At 68.0% G+C, this 21694-nt stretch carries 24 protein-coding genes; 5 read left to right on the forward strand and 19 right to left on the reverse strand.

Annotation, left to right across the window (positions count from 1 at the left end; translation table 11 throughout):
- Positions 1-146: 146 nt before the first annotated feature.
- Genes ACFY5A_RS04440 through ACFY5A_RS04450 form a run of 3 tightly spaced genes read right to left on the reverse strand, consistent with a single transcriptional unit; the run spans position 147 to position 3183 of the window.
- Entirely contained in the window at positions 147-1025 is an 879-nt protein-coding gene (locus tag ACFY5A_RS04440; protein ID WP_105677274.1) for a carbohydrate ABC transporter permease, read from the reverse strand.
- Positions 1025-1936, reverse strand: a complete 912-nt coding sequence (locus ACFY5A_RS04445) for a carbohydrate ABC transporter permease (RefSeq protein WP_105677273.1) — start codon at positions 1934-1936, stop codon at positions 1025-1027. Before ACFY5A_RS04445 ends, ACFY5A_RS04440 begins: the two co-directional genes overlap by 1 nt.
- The gene (locus ACFY5A_RS04450) at positions 1933-3183 is read right to left on the reverse strand and encodes an ABC transporter substrate-binding protein (RefSeq protein ID WP_387235886.1); all 1251 of its coding nucleotides are present in this window, start codon (positions 3181-3183) and stop codon (positions 1933-1935) included. The genes ACFY5A_RS04445 and ACFY5A_RS04450 overlap by 4 nt, the downstream gene beginning before the upstream one ends.
- Positions 3184-3332: 149 nt before the next feature.
- On the opposite strand from ACFY5A_RS04450, the gene ACFY5A_RS04455 reads away from it, so the two are divergent.
- Complete coding sequence (locus ACFY5A_RS04455; protein ID WP_387232023.1) at positions 3333-4550, forward strand: ROK family protein; 1218 nt, start codon at positions 3333-3335, stop codon at positions 4548-4550.
- Between the two features lie 150 nt (positions 4551-4700).
- On the opposite strand, the gene ACFY5A_RS04460 is transcribed toward ACFY5A_RS04455, so the two are convergent.
- The 5 genes from ACFY5A_RS04460 to ACFY5A_RS04480 all read right to left on the reverse strand — a co-directional run bounded on the left by ACFY5A_RS04460 (position 4701) and on the right by ACFY5A_RS04480 (position 9800).
- Complete coding sequence (locus ACFY5A_RS04460) at positions 4701-6050, reverse strand: dihydrolipoamide acetyltransferase family protein (protein WP_387232025.1); 1350 nt, start codon at positions 6048-6050, stop codon at positions 4701-4703.
- Between the two features lie 112 nt (positions 6051-6162).
- The gene (locus ACFY5A_RS04465; protein ID WP_387232027.1) at positions 6163-7143 is read right to left on the reverse strand and encodes an alpha-ketoacid dehydrogenase subunit beta; all 981 of its coding nucleotides are present in this window, start codon (positions 7141-7143) and stop codon (positions 6163-6165) included.
- 94 nt (positions 7144-7237) lie between these two features.
- On the reverse strand, positions 7238-8365 hold the full coding sequence (gene pdhA, locus ACFY5A_RS04470; RefSeq protein WP_387232029.1) for a pyruvate dehydrogenase (acetyl-transferring) E1 component subunit alpha: 1128 nt from the start codon (positions 8363-8365) through the stop codon (positions 7238-7240).
- A gap of 85 nt (positions 8366-8450) precedes the next feature.
- The gene (locus tag ACFY5A_RS04475; protein WP_387232031.1) at positions 8451-9518 is read right to left on the reverse strand and encodes a histidinol-phosphate transaminase; all 1068 of its coding nucleotides are present in this window, start codon (positions 9516-9518) and stop codon (positions 8451-8453) included.
- A gap of 18 nt (positions 9519-9536) precedes the next feature.
- Positions 9537-9800: a hypothetical protein gene (locus tag ACFY5A_RS04480; protein ID WP_387232033.1), complete on the reverse strand. Its 264-nt coding sequence runs from the start codon at positions 9798-9800 to the stop codon at positions 9537-9539.
- A gap of 148 nt (positions 9801-9948) precedes the next feature.
- Here ACFY5A_RS04480 and ACFY5A_RS04485 point away from each other — a divergent pair, with 148 nt between their 5' ends.
- Positions 9949-10353, forward strand: coding sequence for a phage holin family protein (locus ACFY5A_RS04485; protein ID WP_105677266.1), 405 nt, complete (start codon positions 9949-9951; stop codon positions 10351-10353).
- 48 nt (positions 10354-10401) lie between these two features.
- On the opposite strand, the gene ACFY5A_RS04490 is transcribed toward ACFY5A_RS04485, so the two are convergent.
- Together ACFY5A_RS04490 and ACFY5A_RS04495 are read right to left on the reverse strand one after the other, a co-directional pair.
- Positions 10402-11676 (reverse strand): hypothetical protein, encoded by a 1275-nt coding sequence (locus tag ACFY5A_RS04490; RefSeq protein ID WP_387232034.1) that lies wholly within the window; start codon positions 11674-11676, stop codon positions 10402-10404.
- A gap of 8 nt (positions 11677-11684) precedes the next feature.
- Positions 11685-11948: a hypothetical protein gene (locus ACFY5A_RS04495; RefSeq protein WP_105677264.1), complete on the reverse strand. Its 264-nt coding sequence runs from the start codon at positions 11946-11948 to the stop codon at positions 11685-11687.
- Between the two features lie 201 nt (positions 11949-12149).
- On the opposite strand from ACFY5A_RS04495, the gene ACFY5A_RS04500 reads away from it, so the two are divergent.
- From ACFY5A_RS04500 to ACFY5A_RS04510, 3 genes are read left to right on the forward strand one after another with little or no spacing between them, the layout of a single operon-like run.
- Positions 12150-12599 carry a low molecular weight protein-tyrosine-phosphatase gene (locus ACFY5A_RS04500; protein ID WP_258132734.1) on the forward strand — a complete coding sequence of 150 codons (450 nt, stop codon included), beginning with the start codon at positions 12150-12152 and terminating at the stop codon, positions 12597-12599.
- Between the two features lie 22 nt (positions 12600-12621).
- Positions 12622-14004, forward strand: a complete 1383-nt coding sequence (gene purB / locus ACFY5A_RS04505; RefSeq protein WP_387235889.1) for an adenylosuccinate lyase — start codon at positions 12622-12624, stop codon at positions 14002-14004.
- Between the two features lie 5 nt (positions 14005-14009).
- Positions 14010-14351, forward strand: coding sequence for a hypothetical protein (locus tag ACFY5A_RS04510; RefSeq protein WP_386949839.1), 342 nt, complete (start codon positions 14010-14012; stop codon positions 14349-14351).
- Between the two features lie 224 nt (positions 14352-14575).
- Here the strand turns inward: ACFY5A_RS04510 and ACFY5A_RS04515 are convergent, their stop codons facing one another.
- The 9 genes from ACFY5A_RS04515 to ACFY5A_RS04555 form a co-directional block, all read right to left on the reverse strand.
- Positions 14576-15709 carry an ABC transporter permease gene (locus ACFY5A_RS04515; protein WP_387232036.1) on the reverse strand — a complete coding sequence of 378 codons (1134 nt, stop codon included), beginning with the start codon at positions 15707-15709 and terminating at the stop codon, positions 14576-14578.
- The gene (locus ACFY5A_RS04520) at positions 15706-16608 is read right to left on the reverse strand and encodes an ABC transporter ATP-binding protein (RefSeq protein ID WP_387232038.1); all 903 of its coding nucleotides are present in this window, start codon (positions 16606-16608) and stop codon (positions 15706-15708) included. Before ACFY5A_RS04520 ends, ACFY5A_RS04515 begins: the two co-directional genes overlap by 4 nt.
- Positions 16605-17378, reverse strand: coding sequence for a class I SAM-dependent DNA methyltransferase (locus tag ACFY5A_RS04525; RefSeq protein ID WP_387232040.1), 774 nt, complete (start codon positions 17376-17378; stop codon positions 16605-16607). The genes ACFY5A_RS04520 and ACFY5A_RS04525 overlap by 4 nt, the downstream gene beginning before the upstream one ends.
- A complete protein-coding gene (locus ACFY5A_RS04530) occupies positions 17368-17940 on the reverse strand; it encodes a hypothetical protein (protein ID WP_387232042.1) in 573 nt (190 codons plus the stop codon). The genes ACFY5A_RS04525 and ACFY5A_RS04530 overlap by 11 nt, the downstream gene beginning before the upstream one ends.
- A complete protein-coding gene (locus tag ACFY5A_RS04535) occupies positions 17937-18908 on the reverse strand; it encodes an alpha/beta fold hydrolase (protein ID WP_387232044.1) in 972 nt (323 codons plus the stop codon). The genes ACFY5A_RS04530 and ACFY5A_RS04535 overlap by 4 nt, the downstream gene beginning before the upstream one ends.
- On the reverse strand, positions 18905-19672 hold the full coding sequence (locus tag ACFY5A_RS04540) for a hypothetical protein (RefSeq protein WP_387232046.1): 768 nt from the start codon (positions 19670-19672) through the stop codon (positions 18905-18907). The genes ACFY5A_RS04535 and ACFY5A_RS04540 overlap by 4 nt, the downstream gene beginning before the upstream one ends.
- Positions 19673-19799: 127 nt before the next feature.
- Positions 19800-20036, reverse strand: a complete 237-nt coding sequence (locus ACFY5A_RS04545; RefSeq protein ID WP_387232048.1) for a hypothetical protein — start codon at positions 20034-20036, stop codon at positions 19800-19802.
- A gap of 13 nt (positions 20037-20049) precedes the next feature.
- Positions 20050-20229, reverse strand: a complete 180-nt coding sequence (locus tag ACFY5A_RS04550; protein ID WP_387232050.1) for a hypothetical protein — start codon at positions 20227-20229, stop codon at positions 20050-20052.
- 203 nt (positions 20230-20432) lie between these two features.
- Entirely contained in the window at positions 20433-21632 is a 1200-nt protein-coding gene (locus ACFY5A_RS04555) for a sensor histidine kinase (protein ID WP_387232052.1), read from the reverse strand.
- Positions 21633-21694 lie beyond the last annotated feature (62 nt).

Raw genomic sequence — 21694 nt, forward strand, 5'->3', positions numbered from 1 at the left:
TCTTTCTTGTGGGTGGTTCTGCGGTGGTGGGGCGTTTCGTCTCGTCGCTTCGCTCCTCGCTCAACGACCGGTGGCCTCCCCGCCCCGGTCGTTGAGCGAGCGAAGCGAGACGAAACGCGGTGAGGTCTGCGGCTGTCCTCGCGACCTCAGCCCTTGACGGCGCCCTGGGTCACGCCCTCCATGACGAAGCGCTGCGTGAACAGGTAGGCGAGGATCGCCGGGGCCATCGCCATCAGGTACGAGGCGAAGGACACGTTGTAGTTGTTGCTGAACTGAGTCTGGAACAGGTTCTGCCGCACCGGAAGGGTCTGCAGCGCGGGATCGGAGATGATCAGCGACGGCATCATGAAGTCGTTCCAGGCGTACAGGAAGGCGAAGATGCCGACCGTGGCGCTCATCGGCGCGAGCAGCGGGAAGATCAGCTTCCAGAACGTCTGCCACGTCGTCGCGCCGTCGATGCGGGCGCTCTCCTCGAGCTCCATGGGGATCGATCGCAGGAACGCCGTGAACAGCAGCACGCTGAAGCTGAGCTGGAACATCGTGGCGAGGATGATCACGCCGAACGGGTTGTCGAGTCCCACGCGTCCGGTGAGCTGGATCTGCGGGAGGGCCACGACGGGGAACGGGATGAACATCGCCGCGAGCAGGTAGAAGAACGAGTACCGGAAGAGCTTCCGATCCCAGTTGCGCACGATCGCGTAGGAGGCGAGCGCGGCGAGGAGGATGGTCGCGACGACGGTGCCGGCGGTGACGAGCAGCGAGATGCCGGCGCCGACGGGGAACTTCGTGAGGTTCCAGGCGGCGACGAACCCTTCGATGCTGAAGGGCGCCGGCAGGGAGAAGGCGTTGCCGTCGACGGCCTGGGAGGTTGTCTTGAACGCCATCGAGATGGTCACGTACAGCGGCAGGAGCACGGTGACCGCGCACAGGATCAGGATGATCGTTCCCGACCAGTTGACCCTCTCCATCCTGATGCGGGGTTTGCGGCCGGAGGCGGTGACGGTGGTGAGTGTCTGCGTCGACATCAGAGTGCGTTCCTTCCGCGGGTCATCGAGAGCTGGAGCAGGGAGATGAGGATGGCGACGATGAAGAAGATGGTCGCGTTGGCCATCTGGTAGGCGTAGTCGCCGCCGTTGAAGCCCGCGATGATCGTCATGGCGACGCTGCGGGTGGAGGTGCCTGGGCCGCCGTTGGTGAGGCCGACGATGATGTCGTAGGCGTTCAGGAAGCCCTTGAATCCGAGGATGATGTTGATCACCACGTACCCCGCGACGAGCGGCACGGTGATGCGGGTGAGCTGCTGGGTCTTGTTGGCGCCGTCGATCGACGCGGCCTCGTAGACCTCGCCGGGCACTGACAGGAGACCGGCGATGTAGATCAGCAGGGTGCCGGGGACCGCCTGCCACGCGGTCACGATCACGATGGCCACCCAGGCGAGGTCGGGGTTGGCGAGCAGGCTCGTCTCCAGCCACGGGATGCCGGTGGCCGCGCCGGCCGCAGGGAGCGAGTTCGAGAACAGGAAGTTGAAGACGTAGGCGATGATGATGCCCGAGATCACCATCGGGATCACGAACACCGTGCGCAGCCCCGTCTTGAAGCGGATGCGGGATGTCAGCCCCACCGCGAGCAGGAACGCCACGATGTTGACGACGATGACCGTCGCGATCGAGAAGCCGAACGTGAACAGATAGCTCTGCAGGATCGCCGGGTCGCTGAAGACGGCGATGTAGTTCGTGAGCCCGTTGAAGCTCCAGTCGCCGATGCCGATCGAGTCGGTGAAGCTGAAGAAGATGCCGATGACCCCGGGCAGCGTGATCGCGAGCGTGAACAGCAGCAGCGTCGGCAGCAGGAACAGGTAGTAGATCGGCTCGACGCGGCGCGAGCTGCGCCGTACGGTGCGGTCGCCCGAGGTGACGATCGTGGTCGTGGTGCTCATTCGCCGGACTCCTCTGTCTCGGTCTTCACGACCGGCGCGCGGAAGGCGACGCGCGCCCAGTCGGCATCCATCGTGCGGAGTGTCGTGTTCGGGTCTGCGCCGAGCACCATCGCCTGGGCGTAGTTGAAGACGGGGATCGTCTTCGGGACGAGCACAGACGGACCCTGGTAGATCCGGCCGTCGTCGTAGTAGTCGATCATCCCGGCGATGCGCGGATCGCTCGGTGCCGGAGCATCCTTCGTCGGTGTGAAGCCGAGCTGGGACTCGTTGTAGGCCTCGATGTTCTGCGGCTCGTACAGGAACTCCAGGAAGTCGCGTGCGGCCTCCTGGTGCCGCGACCCCTCGGGGATCATGGCGGCGAGGTCCATGTTGACGCGCACGGCGAGGTCGTCGGGGTCGTCGGTCATCGGCAGCGGGAACGTGCCCAGCTGCAGGTCGGGGGCCGTCTTCGCGATCTCGCTGAACGCCCACGGACCCTGCAGGTACATCGCGGCCTCGCCCTTCGAGAAGGCGAGGTTGCCGTCGCCGTAGCCGCGGCTGGGTGCGTCCTCGTTGACGTAGTCCTTCGTCAGCTGGAGCATCCTGTCCATCGGCTCGGCGAAGTCGTTCTGGAAGGACACGGTCGAGTCGGGTCCGACGTCGGCGCCCTCGGCGTTCATGCCGTCGAAGAAGTCGATCACGTCGATCGAGCCGCCGAGGGAGTAGTCGTACCAGCCCTGCCCGACGGTCCAGTCGTCCTTGAAGGTCGCGTAGAACGGGGTGATTCCCGCGGCCTTGAGCTGGTCGCACGCCGCGATGAGCTCGTCCCACGTGCGCGGGACCTCGATGCCCTGGGCGGCGAAGATCTCCTTGTTGTAGATGACGGATGCCGCCATCACCGAGTACGGCAGGGCGCTGGTGCGTCCGGCGCACGAGCCGTACTGGTCCATGAGGGGCTGGAGGTCGTCGCGGACGGATGCCGCGGCATCCGTCCCGGCGAGATCGGTGAGCGCGCAGCGCTGCACGAACCGGGCGATCTCGAAGTTGTAGTTGGCGAGCATGATGTCGGGCGGGTTGCCGCGCACGAAGCTGGCCGAGACCACGTCGACGCCCGAGGTGTCGATCTCGACGCGCACGTCGCTCTGCGATGCGTTGTACTCGGCCACGAGGTTCGTCATGAACTCGATCGCTTCGCGTTTGCTGAAGGTGAAGCGGATGGTCTCGCGACCGTCTCCCGCGGCGCAGCCCGTGAGTGCGGCGCCGATCATGATCAGCGCTGTCGCACCGGCCGCGAGTCGTTGGGGTTTCACAGACACCGTCGTCCTTCCGATTGGTAGATCCGTAGACTAAATCTAGTGAGCGAATTTACTTCGTCGGACGGTACTCTCTCATTGGAGAAGAGGGCAGGTCAAGAGCCGTGACAGAAGTTTCTGCAGATCTGGGCACCGGACGCGCGAGCGTCGGGGCCGTCCTCGACTTCGCCTGGACCGCCGGCGAGTTCACCGCGACCGAGGTCATGGCGGCCACCTCGCTCACCCGATCCACCGCGATCGACGCCGTGGACACCCTGGTCAGCGGGCAGATCCTGCGCGAGCTCCCGAACGCCCGCGCGGTCGGCGCCTACCGCGCGGGGCGGCCGGCGCGGCGCTTCGCCCTGATGCCCGATCTGGGCGTCGTCGTGGGCATCGATGCGGGAGACACGCACCTCGCCGTCACCGTCGCCGACCCGCTGCAGACGACGCTCGTGCAGCACCGCACCGATGTCGACCCCGAGGAGACACCGGCGGAGCGTCTGGCGATCATCCTCGAACGCCTCCAGGACGCCCTCTCCGAAGCCGGTCGCACCCGCGACGATCTCCTCGCGATCTGCGTCGGCGTCGCCGCCCCCGTCACCCGAGACGGCATCTCACCCCCGCATCCGGAGGGGTTCTGGGAGCGTACGAACCCGGGGCTCGCCGCAGCGCTGCGCGACTGGGCGCCGGTCGTCGAGATCAAGAACGACGCCCTGCTCGCCGCCGTCGCCGAGGGCGCGCAGGGCGCGGCGATCGGATGCCGGGACTACGTCGCCCTGCTCGCCGGCGAGCGCTTCGGCGGCGGCGTGGTGGTCGACGGCCACCTGCTGCACGGCGCCCACGGCGGCGTCGGCGAGGGCGTCGTGTTCGATCACATCATCGGGGTCGGCTCGGCGTTCGGCCTCGGGCCGGCGCTGCACCATCAGCTGCTCGCCGCCGTGGACACCGGAGAGGTCGACGCCGGCAGCCCGATCGGCCGGCTCGCCGACGCCGAGCGGATCGACCCCCGCCTCGTCCTGAACCTCGCCGCCGCGGGCGACGCCGACGCCCTGCTCATCGCCGGCCAGCTGGGCGAGACCGTCGCCCGCATCGTCGGCGTGCTCGGCAGCATGTACGACCCCGCCCGCGTCATCATCTGCGGCGCCGTCGCCGAGAGCATCGAGCCTGTGCTGGCCGCCGCCCGCGCCGTGCTGCCGTCACAGCTGCACCTCCCCGCCCCCGAACTGCTCGCCTCGTCGCTCGGGGCCGAGGTGGTCTCGCTCGGCGCCGTCGCGACGGCGCGGCGTGCGGCGCGGCAGCGCGCCGTGCCGCTGCTGGCCGAACGGCGGCTGGCGCGCGGGTAGCCCCGGCATCCGGCATCCCGGGCGCGGTGGCTCGGTGGGAAGACAGAGACGAACTCGATCCGCCCCGGCGTTGCACGCCACGACACGCCGGAGATAAGCAGGTCGGTCTCCGTTTTCCGACGGCGCGGCGTCCGACCTGAACGGCCGACCTCAGTCGACGAGCAGCGCGGGCTCCTCCAGCACGCTCGCCACGTCGGCGATGAAGCGGCTCATGCCGTCGCCGTCGATCACGCGGTGGTCGAACGAGCCGGCGACCGTGGTCACCCAGCGGGGGCGCACCTCGCCGTCGACGACCCACGGCTTCTGGCTGATCGTGCCCATGGCGACGATGCCGGCCTCACCGGGGTTGATGATCGGGGTGCCGGCATCCATCCCGAACACGCCGATGTTGGTGATCGTGATGGTTCCGCCCTGCTGGTCGGCGGGGCTGGTCTTGCCCTCGCGCGCGGTGAGGGTGAGGCGGTTCAGGGCACGGGCGAGATCCTTCATGCCGAGGTCCTGCGCATCCTTGATGTTCGGCACGAGGAGTCCCCGCGGGGTGGCCGCGGCGATGCCGAGGTTCACGTAGTGGCGCACGACGATCTCGGCGCCGTTCTCGGTCTCGACCCACGCCGCGTTCACCATCGGGGTGCGGCGGGCCGCCCAGATCACGGCGCGCGCCATGATGAGCAGCGGCGAGACGCGGATGTCGGCGTAGTCCGGGGAGGCCTTGAGCCGCTTGACGAGCTCCATCGTGCGGCTCGCGTCGATCTCCTTCCACACCGTCACGTGCGGGGCCGAGTAGGCGCTCTGCACCATGGCCGAGGAGGTCGCCTTGCGGACGCCCTTGACCGGGATGGACTCGGTGCGACCCGGCTCGTCGGCGTGCGGCGCGGATGCCGGAGCCGGAGCGAGACCTCGGGCGAGACCCACCGGCGCGCTCTGCGGGGCGGGTACGGTCTCCTCACGGACGGCGCCCCACTCGGGCGTCTCGATGTTGCGGAACACGCTCGCCTGCGAGGCGTGCTTCATCACGTCGTCGCGGGTGACCTCACCGTCGGCTCCCGTCGGGGTGACCGTCGTGAGGTCGACGCCGAGGTCGCGGGCGAGCTTGCGGATCGGCGGCTTCGCGATCACGCCGACCGACGACCGCACCGGACGCTCGGCCGGGCGCTTGCGGCGCGACGTGGCGCCGCCGCCAGAGCCGTAGCCGACGAGCACGGAGCCGCCGCCTTCCTCAGCTGCCGGAGCAGCAGGGGCCGCGGGCGCAGCGGGAGCGGCATCCGTCACGAAGCTGATGATCGGGGTGCCGACCTCGACCGTCGCCCCCTCGGCGACGAGCAGCTCGCCGACGACCCCCGCGTGCGGGGACGGGAGCTCGACGAGCGACTTGGCCGTCTCGATCTCGCAGATGACGTCGTTGATCGCGACGGCGTCGCCGGGGGCGACCTTCCAGGCGACGATCTCGGCCTCAGTGAGGCCTTCGCCGACGTCGGGGAGGGTGAAGTTCTGCGTGCTCATTTCGAGTCCTTTCCATCCCGGTCATTGAGCGAGGAGCGAAGCGACGAGACGAAATGCGGCGTCTGCCGGGTGCGTTTCGTCTCGCTTCGCTCGCTCAACGACCAGTTGTACATCAGTAGGCCAGCGAACGGTCGACGGCCTCGAGGATGCGGTCGGCATCCGGGAGGTACGCGCCCTCGAGCTTCGCCGGGGGGAACGGGGTGTCGTAGCCCGACACCCGCAGCACGGGAGCCTCCAGCGCGTAGAACGCCCGCTCCATCACGGTCGCGGCGACCTCGCTGCCGAGACTCGTGAAGCCCTGCGCCTCCTGGGCGTAGACCATGCGGCCGGTCTTGCGCACCGAGTCGAGGATCGGCTCGTAGTCGATGGGCGACAGCGAGCGCACGTCGACGACCTCGCAGCTGGTGCCCTCGGCCTCGGCGAGCGCGGCGGCCTGCAGCAGGGTCGTGACCATGGCGCCGTGGCCGACGAGCGTGACGTCGGTGCCGGTGCGCACGACGCGCGACGAGTGCAGCGGCACCGACGACGCGTCGAGCGCCACCTCGCCCTTGGTCCAGTAGCGGCTCTTCGGCTCCATGAAGATCACGGGATCGTTCGAGGCGATCGCCTCCTGGATCATCCAGTACGCGTCGTTCGGCGTCGACGGCGACACCACACGCAGACCCGGGGTGTGCGTGAAGTACGCCTCGGGGCTCTCCTGGTGGTGCTCGACCGCGCCGATGTGCCCGCCGTAGGGGATGCGGATCACGATCGGGAGCGAGAGCCTGCCCTCGTGCCGGTTCGTGAGCTTCGCGAGCTGCGTGGTGATCTGGTCGAACGCCGGGAACACGAAGCCGTCGAACTGGATCTCGATGACGGGCCGGAACCCGGTCATGGCGAGTCCGATCGCGGTGCCGACGATCCCCGACTCGGCGAGCGGGGTGTCGAGCACGCGGCGGTCGCCGAAGTCGCGCTGCAGGTGCTCCGTCACGCGGAAGACACCGCCGAGCTTGCCGATGTCCTCGCCCATGAGCAGGACCCGGTCGTCATTCTCCATGGCCGCGCGGAGCCCCGCGTTCAGGGCCTTGCTGAACGGCATCGTCTCGAGAGTCATGCCTGGTGCCCCTTCGCGGAATTCGGACGATTGCAGGAATATCGGATGCTGCGGCACGGATCGTCCGAGAAAACGGCATCCGTCCGAATTCCGCTCACGACTGGCCTCCGTCGAACGACGCCTCGTACCTGGCGCGCCACGCCTTCTGCTCGGCGATCAGCGGATGCGGCTCGCTGTAGACGTGGTCGAAGATCTTGTCGGCGCTGGGCGGGCCCAGCTCCACGGTGCGCGCCCTGAGGTCCTCCGCGGCGTCGGCGCCCTCGGCGTCCACGTCGGCGAAGAACTCCGCCGAGGCTCCGCGGTTCTCCAGGAACGCGCGCATCCGCACGATCGGGTCGCGCTCGGCCCACGACTGCTCCTCTTCGGAGCCGCGGTACTTCGTGGGGTCGTCGCTGGTGGTGTGCGCGCCGAGCCGGTAGGTCACGGCTTCGATCGCGCGGGGTCCGCCGCCGGCGCGGGCCTCGTCGAGGGCCACGCGCGAGACGGCGTAGCTGGCGAGGACGTCGTTGCCGTCGACGCGGACGCTGGGGATGCCGTAGCCGGCGCTGCGCTCGACGAGAGGCACCCGCGACTGGGTCGACACCGGCACCGAGATCGCCCAGTGGTTGTTCTGCAGGAAGAACACCGTCGGGGCCTGGTAGCTGGCGGCGAAGACCATCGCCTCGTGCACGTCACCCTGGCTGGACGCGCCGTCGCCGTAGTAGACGATGACCGCTTCGTCGCGCTCGGGGTCTCCCGTGCCGGTGCGGCCGTCGAAGGAGAGGCCCATCGCGTAGCCCGCGGCGTGCAGCACCTGCGAGCCGAGCACGAGGGTGTAGAGCCGGGTGTTGCCGTTCTTCGGGTCGGTCGGGTCCCAGCCGCCGTGCGAGACGCCGCGCATGAGCTTGATGATGTCGACCGGATCGACGCCGCGGATGCGGGTGACGGCGTGCTCGCGGTACGACGGGAAGATCGTGTCCTGCGCGCGGGCGGCGCGACCGGAGCCGACCTGGGCCGCCTCCTGACCGCGGCTCGGCGGCCACAGCGCCAGCTGGCCCTGACGCTGCAGGTTCGTCGCCTGGGTGTCGATGGCCCGGATGACGACCATGTCACGGTAGAACTGCTCGAGCTCCGCATCGCTGATCTTCTCGATCAGCGGGAGGTAGCGCTCGGCGGCATCCGACGGGGCGAACCGTCCGGTCGCGTCGAGGACGCGCACGAGGGGGGTCTCGGAGGTAGTCACGGCTCTTACGCTACCCGCGCCCGCATGCCCCGGCACGCATACCTAGGACGCCCTTGTATCTGTCGGGAACCCGAAGAATCCCCGGTCAGAGGGCTGTCGCGGCGACGTCGAGGACTCGGGTGATGGAGCCCTCCTCGCCCACGGAGATGCGGATGCCGTCGCCGGGGAACGGCCGGACGACGAGATCGTTCTGGAGGAAGAGCGCGGCCACGGCATCCGTCCGCTCGCCCGTCGGCAGCCAGACGAAGTTGCCCTGAGCGTCTGGCACGTCCCACCCCTGGGCGCGGAGACGCTCGACGAGGCGCGTGCGGCGTTCGACGATCTCGGCGACGCGGGCGAGGAGCTCGGGCTCGGCGTCGAGGCTGGCGATGGCGGCGTTCTCGGCCGCGGAGGTCACGGAGAGGGGGATGCCGGTGCTGCGGGCGGCGTCGAGCACCTTCTCGTTGCCGATCGCGTAGCCGATGCGCAGCCCCGCGAGACCGTACGCCTTGGAGAAGGTGCGCAGCACGACGACGTTGGGGTGCCGCTCGAAGACGCGCTCGGCGAGTCCGTCGACCGCGCCGGGGGCGGTGACGAACTCCGCGTACGCCTCGTCGAGGACGATGAGGACGTCTCCGGGGACGCGGGCGACGAAGTTCGCGAACTCGTCGCTCGTGATGATCGGCCCCGTCGGGTTGTTCGGCGTGCAGAGGATGATCGCGCGGGTGCGGTCGGTGACGGCATCCGCCATCGCGTCGAGGTCATGGCGGAAGTCGGCGGTCAGCGGGACCTGGACACCGGTCGCCCCCGCGACCAGAGGAAGGCTCGGGTAGGCCTCGAAGGAGCGCCACGCGTAGATGACCTCATCGCCGACGGATGCCGTGGCGAGGATGAGCTGGTGCAGGATCGAGACGCTTCCGGCGGCGACGTGGACCTGGTTCGGGTCGACGCTGAAGCGGATGCCGAGGCGCTCGCGCAGGCGTCCGGCGGTGGCGTCGGGGTAGCGGTTGATCGGCGTCGTGTGCTGGAGCGCGTCGAGGACCGACGGCAGCGGCTCGAAGGGGTTCTCGTTGCTCGACAGCTTGTACGCGTCGGGGCCGGCCTGCTTGCCCTGGCGGTACGGCGCGAGGGCGGCGATGGCGGGACGGATGCGGGGCAGGATCGGGTCGGTCACGGTCACGAGTCTAGGGATTCAGCGATCATCCGCGTGATGAGCGCGATCATGAGCCCCTTCGATTCCAACTGTCGCAAATCTTGCGACAGTTGGAATCCCCTCGAGCTCTTCCCTCGACGCGTTGACGACATGCTTGCCGATGGTCTTGACGTCACGGCCGAAGAGGGAGGCGAGTTGCTGTCGGGTCAGCCACACGGTCGTCCCGTCAGTGCGCACCTCGACGTTCGTCACCCCATCCGGTGTCGTGTACAACTCCACCTGTGTCGTCTGCTCGGGATCCATGGCCTTACGCTAACCGCACGTGTCGAGATCCGTGGTGCGATCGGTCTCCGACTACCTCCCCGGAGAATGCCGAGTGCCGCTGTCCATGCCACGACCGCTGAGGCACCCCGCTGACATCTCGGCGTCCTCGTGTGAGACTGGAGGGACTATGCGCTTCATCATCCGTGTCGTCGTGAACGCCTTCGCCCTGTGGGTGGTGACGCTGATCCCCGCGCTGCAGGTGCAGATCAAGGCCTTCGCGCCCGGCGAGACCCTGCAGCTCGTGCTGACCCTGCTCGCGGTGGCGGCGATCTTCGCCCTCGTGAACACGATCATCGGCACGATCGTGAAGATCGTCGCGTTCCCGCTCTACATCATCACGTTCGGCCTGATCGGCTTCGTGATCAACGGGTTCCTCCTGTGGCTCACGGCGTGGATCACGAGCGGATTCGGCTGGGGTCTCACCGTCGGGGACTTCTGGTGGGGCGTGCTCGCCGCGCTCATCATCTCGGTCATCAACGGCGTCTTCGGCTTCATCCTCCGCCCGCAGACCAAGAAGTCCCGCCGCGACTGACTCCCCCGCCCTGACCGGTCGGCGCGCTCCTCTCGTGTGCGCCATCGATCAGTCCCGCGTCGCCCGGTACTCGGTCCGCTCGACCTCGACGGCCTCGTCGAGGTCTGCCCAGAACTCGCCGAGCGCCTCGATCCGCGGGTCGCCGGAGGCATCGGCCATCTCCGCCGTCTCGATGTAGGTGCGGAGCTGATGGGTCTCCAGCCCCGCGTCCTGGATGCCGTCGCGCGGGTCGCCCTCGCGCGTGACGGTGACGCTGTCGGCCGAGCCCGTGCCCCCGGGGGAACCGCCACCCGCGAGACTCGAGACGAGGTCGTCCGTGTGCCGGAACTGGACGATGGTCTGATCGTCGTCGAGAGCGGGCTCGACCGGACTCCCCGCGGTGATCTGCACCTTCACGTCGTAGTCCGACTCCATCGCGAGGTGCGCGGCGATCATGCCCGACTGCGAGTGGGCGACGACGTCGACCTCATCGCCCGGCTTCGCTCCGGCCGCCGCAAGCGCGTCGAGCGTCGCCTGATAGGACGATGACCGCCGGCCCGTGTAGAGCTCCCGGTTGGACTTCATGTCCCACGGCTCCTTCCCGCCGAGCAGCGACTGCGGCCAGGCGTTCTGCGTGCCTGAGAGGTAGGTCACATACCTCGCCTCCCCTCCGGGCATCGTGTACTTCTCGACGGCGACCTGCGCGCCCGCCGCACTCGGCATCCTGCGGAGGGCATCGGCGGCCCCGGCGGGCGCGCCCGACGGCGAGGAGGTGCGCACGGGCGTCACCGAGACGGGATCGGCCGTGCCCGTGAGGCGCGACCCCGCCGGGATCACCCCGAGGCCCGTGGCGCCGACCGCGCCGGCCCCGAGGAACAGCGGCGCCAGCAGCCCGCCGAGGTTGAACTGACTGTCGAGCCCCCGGAACCGCTCGTCCTTCCAGCCCTGCACGAGCAGAGTCGCCATGTCGGGGATGCGGGCGTCTCCGTCGGCGAGCCGCTCCATCCTCCGGCGCAGCACATCGGCCCCGGCGTCGTGGGCGAGCGCCAGCGCGTCGGCCTCTGCCTGCAGCTCGACGTACTCGTAGACATCGGCCATCAGCCTGATCCCGATCACGGCCGAATCGCACTCAGACCGCAGTTCCTCCGCGCGCTCTCCACTCGCCCAGAGCGCCACGGTGTCGACCTGCTCGCCCGCCCCAGGGGCGTCGACGATGATGCGATGGGCCCGCATGATCGAGGAGCGCGCTCCGTCGATGTCCGTCGCGAGCGCCGCCAGCCGCGCCGCGACCTCCCGCAGCGACTCGGGGTCGACGCAGATCGCTCCGCCGTGGTCGATCTCCATCCCGCCGCTCACGATGCCAGCGCCCTCTCCATCTCCCGAGACCTCTCGTGCAGACGCGCGACCTCCGCCGCCGCGCCGTCGCGATAGCCGAGGAGCTCGCGTCGGAGGGCCCGCACACCCTCGGACTCCCACTCGGTGTCGGCGATCAGCGGGTCAAGTGCGGCCCCGACGGCATCCAGCGCCTGGACGGCCTCGTCGACGGCGTGACCGGCGAGGATCAGGGCCCAGGCCGCCTCTGAGCCGCCGGTGTCTGCGATGGCGAATGCGTACATGCGGCCAGCATCCACGATCCGTGATCGACGTGCAGGGCCGCGATCCGCGGAACGGCGACGACGGTGGACAGGTCGATCCAGAGACTGAATGTGGAGGATGAGACTGCGGGATGAGCCGGAGACCGGCAGAATGGAACGGTGACATCCCCGGATCCCTTCCGCGTGATCTTCGTGTGCACGGGGAACATCTGCCGCTCCCCGATGGCGGAGGTCGTCTTCCGCGATCTCGCAGAGCGCCAGGGTCTGGGGTCGCGGATCGTCTCGCGCAGCGCGGGAACGGGCGACTGGCACCTCGGGGAAAGGGCCGATCAGCGCACGATCGACTCCCTCACCCGCCGCGGCTACGACGGCTCGCAGCACCGAGCGAAGCAGTTCACGACCGCATCCTTCGCCGACAACGACCTGGTCGTGGCGCTCGACCGCACCCATGAGCGCATCCTCCGCGAGTGGGCGCACGATGAAGACGAGGAGGGCAAGGTCACGCTGCTGCTCGCGTTCGACCCTGACGCCTCGACCCAGGACGTGCCCGACCCCTACTACGCCGGCACGGAGATGTTCGATGCCGTGCTCGGTATGATTGAGGCGGCGACGCGCGGCCTGTTCCGCCAGCTCGAACCGGCCCTTCGCGCCCCTCGCACGCCCCGAGCATAGGGGCCCGATCAGGAGGACTCCCCTGACTTTCCAGCCCTCGCTCCCGCCCCAGCCCCTGAGCCCCCTCGACGGCCGCTACCGCGGCGCCGTCACCGGTCTCGCCGACTTCCTCTCCGAGGCGGGCCTGAACCGCGCACGGGTCGAGGTCGAGGTGGAGTGGCTGATCGCCCTCACCGACCGCTCGCTGTTCGAGACCTCTCCCCTGTCGGATGCCGACAAGGAGCGCCTGCGCGCCCTCTACCGCGACTTCGGCCAGGCCGAGATCGACTGGCTCGCCGAGAAGGAGGCCGTCACGCAGCACGATGTGAAGGCCATCGAGTACCTGGTGCGCGATCGTCTCTCGACGCTCGGACTCGACCGCATCGCCGAGCTCACCCACTTCGCCTGCACGAGCGAGGACATCAACTCCGCCTCCTACGCGCTCACCGTCAAGCGCGCGGTCGAGGAGGTCTGGCTCCCCGCGCTCGACACGATCATCACCACGCTCCGCGAGCTGGCCGTCGAGCACGCGGATGCCGCGATGCTCTCCCGTACGCACGGACAGCCGGCGACCCCCTCGACCATGGGCAAGGAGCTCGCGGTCTTCGCGTGGCGCCTGGAGCGCGTTCGGGGCCAGATCGCGGCATCCGACTACCTCGCCAAGTTCTCCGGCGCGACCGGCACGTGGTCGGCGCATCTCGCCGCCGACCCCGACGCCGACTGGCCGACCATCGCGCGGGAGTACATCGAGGGCCTGGGGCTGGGCTTCAACATCCTCACGACGCAGATCGAGTCGCACGACTGGCAGGTCGAGCTGTACGACCGCGTGCGTCACGCCGGCGGCATCCTGCACAACCTCGCCACCGACATCTGGACCTACATCTCGCTGGGCTACTTCGCGCAGATCCCCGTCGCCGGCGCCACCGGCTCCTCGACGATGCCGCACAAGATCAACCCGATCCGCTTCGAGAACGCCGAGGCGAACCTGGAGATCTCGGGCGCCCTGCTCGCCTCGCTCGGCCAGACCCTGGTCACGAGCCGCCTGCAGCGCGACCTCACCGACTCCACGACGCAGCGCAACATCGGCGTCGCGTTCGGGCACTCGCTGCTCGCGCTCGACAACCTGCGCCGAGGCCTGAACGCGATCTCGCTGTCGCGCGACGTGCTGCTCGCCGACCTCGACGTGAACTGGGAGGTGCTCGCCGAGGCCATCCAGACCGTGATCCGCGCGGAGGTCGTCGCCGGGCGCTCCACGATCCAGGACCCGTACGCGCTGCTCAAGGAGCTCACCCGCGGCCACCGCGTCGGCGCTGTGGACCTCGCGGAGTTCGTGCAGAAGCTGGAGATCGGGGATGCCGCGAAGCAGCGACTGCTCGCGCTGACCCCCGCGACCTACACGGGCATCGCCGAGCAGCTGGCGAAGTAACCCGGATGGACAGCGCACAGCTCGCGGCGGCGACGCTGCCGCTGCGTCGCACCGGCAGCCGGTACGACGTCGAGGAGGTCGACGCGTTCCTCGCGCGGTGCGGGGAGGCGCTGAGGGCCGGGGAGCGCGGGTTCCGCCCCGCGCTCCGCGTGGATGAGATCGTGCTCGCGCAGTTCCGGAACGTGCCGTTCTTCGGCACCGGCTACGACGCGGATGCCGTGGACAACCTGCTCGACGAGGTCAGCGTGCGGCTGCGCGCATACGACCCGGAGTCGGCGCAGGAGAAGGCGCAGGAGGCCGAGCTCCGCGCCATGCTCGACGACATCAAGAAGCGCCCCCGCAGCTGACCCGCTCTCCCCTGCGTCACGCTGCCGGCCGCCCGCCGAGTGCACGTGAACTCGGCGGGTGCACGGCATCCTCGCGTCGAGAACCCGTGCATTCGACGACGTCACGGGAAGTCGACGCAGCCGATACTCGCTACTTCTGTCGCTTCTTCGCGCTGAAGAAGCCCAGCGCAACGAGAGCGACGACCACGATGCTCGCGATGAGAATGATCGATGCGATATCCACCTCAACCTCCTTCCGTTGCTCGTGAGGGCACGTGAAGGGACCTTCCCACCACGGACCGGCGGTACACGCGACCGCCGACGGCGAGGCAGGCAAGGATCGCGAGGATCGCGATCGCCACCGCGATCAGCACATCGCTCCACGGCACGGTTCCCGCCGCAACCCGAATGGGCATGAGGATCGCGGAGAACGGCGGCAGCATGCTGAGCATCCGCACCCATGTCGACTCGACCGCCTGCAACGACAGCACAGCAGTGACGAACACTGCACCGTTGAGCAGTTGGAGCGGCAGCATCACGGTCGACAACTGCTCCGGCTGCGTCACTGTCGAGGCGACGGATCCGCTCAAGAACCCGATGAAGAGGTACCCCAGGACGAACCAACCCAGCGACACTGCGACCGCAGGGACGATGTCTCCTCGGATCGCCTCCTCGCCGGCCCACAGCACCGTGAGAACACCCACCGCACCGAGGAGGAGCATCTGAACCGCTCCGAAAAGTCCGATCCCGAGCACCTTCCCCACGAGCATGCGTGTGGGAGGCAGTTTCGGGAACAGCACATCGACGACGCGATTCCCCTTCTCCTCCAGCGTTCCCTGCGCCACGGATGACCCCAGCCCGGCGATCTGGAGGAAGAGGAGGATCGACAGCACGTATGCGAGCGCGATGCGGGCGCCCCGTCCGCTGTCATCCTCGAGGAAGACGGTCTCAGGGGTGAGGTCGGGAACGGATGCGCCGCCTCCCGACTGATGCTCACGCTCCGCGACGAGTTGTACGTAGGGGATGAGGCCACCGGCCTTGACGAGCTCTGAGGAGTAGGTCGCCTCGACCCTTGGGCGTTCCGAATCCAGGTCGATGTTGAGGTCGGCATCGACACCCTGGGCGTCATCCGCATCGAGGAAGACGAAGCCGGGGGTGCCGTCGACCAACTCCAGGAACACGGCGCGCTGCTCCGCGGTGCCGTCCACCGACACGACCGAGGTGCTCGTCATCCCTCCGCCGAAGAGGCGGGGCAGCAGGATGATCGCCACGATGAGTACAAGGCTCACGCCCATGCTCACGTAGAACTGCTTCGAGCGGAAGCCGACCTCCATCTCTCTCGCGGCGACGAGCGATACCTGCCGAATCGACGAGCTCATGCCTCGGCCCCTCTCGTGACGCGCTCGCGGTAGATCTCGGTCAGTGTGGACCGAGTCGGTTCGACCCCGATCACCGCGTACCGATCGGCGAGGTCGCGGACGATGCCGGCCATCTCGGCTTTCCCGGCCTTCATCACCAGACGGCTCCGGTCGTCGCTGAGGTGCAGCACCTGGTCATCTGCATATCCTCGGCCGTCGAACGGCGTGCGGGCGTCGAATGAGATGGTGAAGGCGGACGCCTCAGCGGCGAGCAGGTCCGAAAGCTCCTCGGATGCCAGGATGCGACCGTCGGCGATGATCACGATGCGATCGCAGAGCCTCTCTACGAGCTCGAGTTGATGGCTCGAGAACAGCACCGGTACGCCCTCGGCGGCGAAGCGTCTCAGAGTGCGCTCCATGTAGTCAACCGCGGTCGGATCCATGCCGGAGAACGGCTCATCGAGCACCAGCGCACGCGGGGGGTGCACGAGTGCCGATATGAGCTGCACACGCTGCCTGTTGCCGAGACTCAAGGTGGACACGCGATCGCTCGCACGATCGGTGAGACCCAGCAGCTCCAGCAGCTCATCGACCCTTTCCCGGGCATGGACTCCGCGCAGCCCTGCGATACGCGCGAAGAAGAGCAGTTGGCGGCGCACCGGCATCTCCGGGTACAGCGCCTGCTCTTCGGGCATGTATCCGATGTCGGCGCGGTACGACGAGTCGATCACCCGCCCGTCGGCAAGGACCCGCCCCTGATCCGGCTCGAGAAGGCCGACGATGGCACGCATGACCGTGCTCTTGCCTGCTCCATTGTTCCCGACGAAACCTGTGATCCTCCCCCCGGGGACGGAGAACGACACGTCACGCAGCGCGCGCACGGAACCGAACGTCTTCGAGACGCCCTCGACGTCGATCATGATGCCCCTTCCTCGCTGTTCCTCTCGAGGACCACGACCAACAGTGCCCCCTGTTCGGCATCGAGAGGCGCGCCGCTCCAGTCCCGCAACAGCGCGACAGGTCGCCACCACGGGTCGGCTTCCGCGACGATGTCGAGGGGGTCGACGAGTGCGAGGGCCTCGTGGAAGGTCGTCACCTCGGATCGCGCCTGCCACCTGTGGTCTGCCGACCAGACGCTGCCGTCCGCACTGAGTGTGTACCGCGACGTCAGCGTGCCTCGCCCGGGATAGTCGAGATCGACGGACACGGGGTCCCGGCGACCCGCATGCATCGATCTGATGACTGCCGGGTTGTAGACCTCCAAGACGAAGCGCGCACCGGCAGGGACCGCCCCAGCCGCCTGGGCGAAGACGCGGCGTCGTGCCTCGGAATCGAGAAGACAGGAGAGAGATCCCAGAACCGAGTAGACGCCGCCGGCACGGATCTGCGGATCCAGGTCCGCCATGTCCGCCTGACGCGCATCGACTCCCGCCCCGGTCGCATCCTTCGCGTGCAGTCGTTCGAGCATCGCGCCGGAATCATCGACGCCGATGATCCGGTACCCGCGCCCGGCCAGGGGAAGCGCGATGCGCCCCGTTCCCACCCCGAGCTCCAGGAGCACTTCCACGCCTTCGAAACACGCGGCGAGGAAGTCCACAGGCGCGGCGTTCTCCGCCATGTCGCTGAAGATGTCGTCGTACGCCCGCGCGAACGAGTCGTCATATGCGAGCGTGCCCTGGTCACGGGACATCGGCGGTCTCCTCGAACGGAACGGGAGCGGAGACGAACCGATAGTCGGGCGACCCGCTTTCCTCGTACCCCGTGAAGAGCACGAGCATGAACTGGAAGTCCTGCACGTCGACGACACCGTCATCCTTCAGCATCCGCCGGACGGCGTTCGCGACGAGGCGATGAGAGGGCGCCGAAGAACGCTGGTCGAGCGGGCGCGCACCGAGCCCCATCAGGTCGATGCACACGTCGAAGACGGCTTTCTCCCGTCGTCGGGCGGGGAACCAGACTGCGTGACGCCACCTCCGTTCCTCGACGGAGAAGGCGTCCGCCCATTCGCTGACCGCACTCGCGGAATCACGCGTCCGATACAGCAGGTGGAAATCATGCACAGCCGGCTCCGGAGCGAAAAAGCGCCAGTTCGGAATGACCAAGCCGATCCGATCAAGCGGTCGCAGTCTGTCGAATGTGCGTTGTGCATGTTGGCTCAAGAGCGTCACGATCCACCACGCGCAGAAGACGAGCTCGATCAGGATCGAGAGCGCCAAGCCTGTGCGGGGCCGTGGACGACGCGACGCCTTCATGCGGACTCCTTGACGTTCTGTGTCTCTCTCACGATGGCGGAGAGCTGCGACGCGTAATCGCGTGAGCTGAGAACGGTGAGGTGCGTGGCGCCGTCGATGACGCGGTATTCACCGCCGCGACCTGCCGAGATGTACTCGTCGAACAGCTGGCGCTGCTCGTACGCGGTCTCCAGCGTCAACGATGCGGCGACCACCCACACGGGGACGGTCACAGAGAGAAGAGGCGGCGGCGAGCGGAAGAGCTGGTGCAGGCTGTCCCATTCTCGACGGGTGGCCGCCCAGGCTCCGAAATCCCGGAACTCCGCGCGGAGTGCGCGTCTGACGGGTGCAGGGAGATCCGCAAGCCATTCAGGAGTGTCCAGCATCAGCCCCCATCCGAGTCGCAACGACGGAACCACTGTGATGTGGGAGCGATCGAGCAGCTTCGCTCCTTCGCGCCTCGACGGGATCCGCACGATCTCCTCTGGATGGGTCGGATCGATCAAGACGATGGAATGCACCGGGAACGGGGCCGCGCCGCCCATGCGGTGGACGAGGTATCCGCCCAGCGAATGACCGACGAGCAGGACTTCTCGTCCGTCGCGGACGGACTCCACCAGGTCGACGAGATCGTCGATCGATTCCTGGAGCGAGTATGTGCCACGCGCCAGATACTCGCTCGCCCCGTAGCCTGCACGACTGTACATGAGGACTCGATGAGTCCGTGCGAGATCGAGTGCGACCCAGTGCCAGTAGCGATGAGATGCCTGATGCCCGCTCTCCAGGACGATGAGCGGCGCGGATGGATCGGCGTGCTCTCCGACGAGCTCATAAGCGAGACGATTGCCGGAAGGGGCGTCATATCGAAGGAACTCACCCGCTCCTGCGACGAGGTGACCGCATTGCGCCGCGATGATCCCTCCGCCGACGAGTCCGCCGACCGCCACGGCCAGCATGTGCGGAAGCCTGGTCTGCATGTGGTGTCTCACGCTCTTCTCCGGTTGGCGATGACGAAGATGACCGCCGGATACGTCGCGAGGAACGCCCAGACGAATCTGGCCAACCCCATGAACCGTGCGTTGAGCAGGTGGAAGACCGTCATCCCGCCGATGCCGAGGAAGGCGATCGGGGTGGGCATCAAGAAGATCAGCGGAAAGCCGACCTCCGCGCTCAGGACGCCGTGCGCGGCGAACCGCGAGAGCCTCGGATGCTTCTTCAGGAACCGGTACAGACGCTCGTCGCCATAGGTGCGCGTGCGGAGAACCCCCGGGAGCGCCTCCCCAGAGCGCCACGTGCGGCTCGCGAGCTTCACGACGCCGGACACGACATAGGAGAGTCCGGCCTGCGCTGCGAGGAAGACCAACCCCGCTTCACGACGGCGAGGCTTGTCCCCCAGATGTGCCACCGCCGCGGTCGACTGCACGAGGAAGGCGAGCTGATCGGAACCGTCCGAGCCGTAGAAGTGCTTGGGATGGAGGAGGAGCGCGGTCAGGGCGAGATAGGCGTTCGCCGCGCTCCGGTGGGCTCGCACGGATGCAGGCAGGAAGAGACTGCTCCCGGCGGCGATGCGCCCCAGATGGATGACCGTCTCGGTGCGCTCCTTGCCGATTCTGTCGAGGAGCGGCATCATCCTGGGCATCGCGTCGCGGAAGATGTCGCGGACGATCTCCCAGTCGTTGAGCCCGCCGGCGCGCTGGTCTCTCCTGCTGGCGAGGAACTCGAGGCTGCTCAGCACCTGCGTCGCTGCGCTCATCCGTTCGCTTGCGATGAGAGCCGCGGTGGAGGTGAGGCCGGACGCGGCGCCGTCGACGGCCTGGAGAGCACGTGCTGTGGCACTGCTTCTCTCAGGTCGTCGACGGCGTCGGGTCAGTCCCCGCTGATCAGGCCTTGCCAATAGCCTGCCCAAAGCCGAAGCCGGCGAGGAATGCCGCAGCACCGGCGGCCGCCGCCTTGAAGCCGGCAGCGAACCCGGGGCAGAACGCCGCAGCGGCCGGGGCGGCAGCGGGCGTGGCCAGCACGGGGATCTCACACTGGGCGAGTGCTGACGTCGTGACGTCGAAGGGCACTGAGCGCAGCGCGGAATCGTTGTTGACGCGTTCGATGAGCATGGTGTTCATGGTCTTCCGCCTTTCACTTCGCGTTCGCGACGCCGACCCAGACGCCCGCGCCGAACAGCGCACCGAATGCCGCCGCTCCGGCGGCGGCAGCCTTGTTGGCGGTGACCCATGCTCCGGCGGCCGCGAGCGCAGCCGGAGTCGCAAGCACGGGGACCTCCGCCAGGACATCGGCGTACCCGTTGTCCATGGTCATCCGGGACAGACGGGAGTCCCCGTTGACCCGACTCACTAGTACAGACACGTCTTCTCCACATCTACTCCGTGACGCTCGGCATGAGCGCCCTCCGACTACGGGTACATGCTCGCGATCTCAACCTTCCGAGGACAAGGGAAGACGGCCGAGTTCATCCGAAAGTTCAGGCCGTCTCCGTCTTTCGACGAGGCTGATGACAGCGTCTACGCGTCGGGGAGAGCCGCGTCGAGGAGCCAGCCATCGCCATCCGGGCGTGCGATGAACCGTCCGCCGAGAAGCTGGGTGCGCTCCTGCATCCGCATGGTGCCGTATCCACTGCCGGGGAGCCGGGCGGCCCTCGCCGCCGAGATGGTCATGGAGTTCCAGACGCGCAACCGCAGTACGTCCTCGTCTCGCCGCACCTCGATCGACACCAGCTGCGGAGGATGCGCGTGCTTGATGATGTTCGTGCCCGCTTCCCGCAGGATGCGTTCTATCGCACTCACGGTGAGTCGACTGGTTCCGGTGATGCCGGCCCTCACGTCCACCCGCACCTCGTACCCCGCGGCGACCAGCTCGTGCCGCAGGGCATCGATCGCCCCGGCGATGTCATATCCAGGAATCGCGCCCACGGCCTCCGGACGCTCGGTGTGGACCACGTTGACGACCCTGCGCAGATCCGTCAGCGCCTGCCTGCTGGCGGCCAGTATCGCGTCCTGAGATCTGCGACGTTCTTCTTCATCCGCAGTTCTCGCGAGCAGCTGGGCGTGCATCGCGATACCGGTCAGATCGTGCGCCACCACGTCGTGCAAATCATCGGCTATCCGCTGCCGCTCGTCTTGGACGATCCGAGAGCTGCGGAGTCTCTCCTCGGTCAACGCGGCCCGCGTCCGCATACCCCGCGTCACCTGCAGTCGCAGGACGGCGCCGAGCAGGGCGGAGCCGGCGGCGACGAGCACGAGGACGACGAGGCTCGCCGTCGACGACGCGGACTCCGCGCTCGAGTACACGACCGCGATGCCGACGAGGAATGCAAGGGCGAAGAGGACCTGCACGATCGTCGTGCAGCAGCGGACGACCACCCCTCCGCTGATCGCCAAGGCCAGGAGAGCCTGTTGCTCGCTCTCGATGAGACTCGATCCCGTGAGGGGGCTCGAGCAGGCGACGAGGATGAGGAGGGCGATGGGGACGGCGGTGGCATTCCACAGAGCCAGCAGGAAGGCGAGGCTGAGCAGGATCTCAAGCCCGAGCGTTCCCGGGCGTTCGAACCCGTCGAGTGCAGCGACGGCAACACTGACGACGACCGCAGCGCAGACGAAGGCGACGAGCGCCCACCGCTCGACGATCCCGAGCGGGATGAACGTGCGCAGCTCTGTTCCCACACGCGTGCCCAGCGAACCGGACCCGACCTGCTCACTGTGCATGCGCCTCATTATCCCGAACCCCGCTGGGCGGGGTGTCAACTGCAGATCTTCAGCAGCTTGCA

Origin of the sequence: Microbacterium sp. NPDC012755 (assembly GCF_042901325.1) — a bacterium.
Lineage (GTDB): Bacteria > Actinomycetota > Actinomycetes > Actinomycetales > Microbacteriaceae > Microbacterium > Microbacterium natoriense.

Excerpts from the sequence above, each read along its gene's own strand:
- ACFY5A_RS04440 (WP_105677274.1), bottom strand. The coding sequence starts at position 1,025 with ATGTCGACGCAGACACTCACCACCGTCACCGCCTCCGGCCGCAAACCC.
- ACFY5A_RS04445 (WP_105677273.1), bottom strand. The coding sequence starts at position 1,936 with ATGAGCACCACGACCACGATCGTCACCTCGGGCGACCGCACCGTACGG.
- ACFY5A_RS04450 (WP_387235886.1), bottom strand. The coding sequence starts at position 3,183 with ATGATCGGCGCCGCACTCACGGGCTGCGCCGCGGGAGACGGTCGCGAG.
- ACFY5A_RS04460 (WP_387232025.1), bottom strand. The coding sequence starts at position 6,050 with ATGAGCACGCAGAACTTCACCCTCCCCGACGTCGGCGAAGGCCTCACT.
- ACFY5A_RS04465 (WP_387232027.1), bottom strand. The coding sequence starts at position 7,143 with ATGACTCTCGAGACGATGCCGTTCAGCAAGGCCCTGAACGCGGGGCTC.
- ACFY5A_RS04480 (WP_387232033.1), bottom strand. The coding sequence starts at position 9,800 with ATGGATCCCGAGCAGACGACACAGGTGGAGTTGTACACGACACCGGAT.
- ACFY5A_RS04485 (WP_105677266.1), top strand. The coding sequence starts at position 9,949 with ATGCGCTTCATCATCCGTGTCGTCGTGAACGCCTTCGCCCTGTGGGTG.
- ACFY5A_RS04490 (WP_387232034.1), bottom strand. The coding sequence starts at position 11,676 with ATGGAGATCGACCACGGCGGAGCGATCTGCGTCGACCCCGAGTCGCTG.
- ACFY5A_RS04495 (WP_105677264.1), bottom strand. The coding sequence starts at position 11,948 with ATGTACGCATTCGCCATCGCAGACACCGGCGGCTCAGAGGCGGCCTGG.
- ACFY5A_RS04500 (WP_258132734.1), top strand. The coding sequence starts at position 12,150 with ATGGCGGAGGTCGTCTTCCGCGATCTCGCAGAGCGCCAGGGTCTGGGG.
- ACFY5A_RS04510 (WP_386949839.1), top strand. The coding sequence starts at position 14,010 with ATGGACAGCGCACAGCTCGCGGCGGCGACGCTGCCGCTGCGTCGCACC.
- ACFY5A_RS04515 (WP_387232036.1), bottom strand. The coding sequence starts at position 15,709 with ATGAGCTCGTCGATTCGGCAGGTATCGCTCGTCGCCGCGAGAGAGATG.
- ACFY5A_RS04520 (WP_387232038.1), bottom strand. The coding sequence starts at position 16,608 with ATGATCGACGTCGAGGGCGTCTCGAAGACGTTCGGTTCCGTGCGCGCG.
- ACFY5A_RS04525 (WP_387232040.1), bottom strand. The coding sequence starts at position 17,378 with ATGTCCCGTGACCAGGGCACGCTCGCATATGACGACTCGTTCGCGCGG.
- ACFY5A_RS04530 (WP_387232042.1), bottom strand. The coding sequence starts at position 17,940 with ATGAAGGCGTCGCGTCGTCCACGGCCCCGCACAGGCTTGGCGCTCTCG.
- ACFY5A_RS04540 (WP_387232046.1), bottom strand. The coding sequence starts at position 19,672 with ATGAGCGCAGCGACGCAGGTGCTGAGCAGCCTCGAGTTCCTCGCCAGC.
- ACFY5A_RS04545 (WP_387232048.1), bottom strand. The coding sequence starts at position 20,036 with ATGAACACCATGCTCATCGAACGCGTCAACAACGATTCCGCGCTGCGC.
- ACFY5A_RS04550 (WP_387232050.1), bottom strand. The coding sequence starts at position 20,229 with ATGACCATGGACAACGGGTACGCCGATGTCCTGGCGGAGGTCCCCGTG.
- ACFY5A_RS04555 (WP_387232052.1), bottom strand. The coding sequence starts at position 21,632 with ATGCACAGTGAGCAGGTCGGGTCCGGTTCGCTGGGCACGCGTGTGGGA.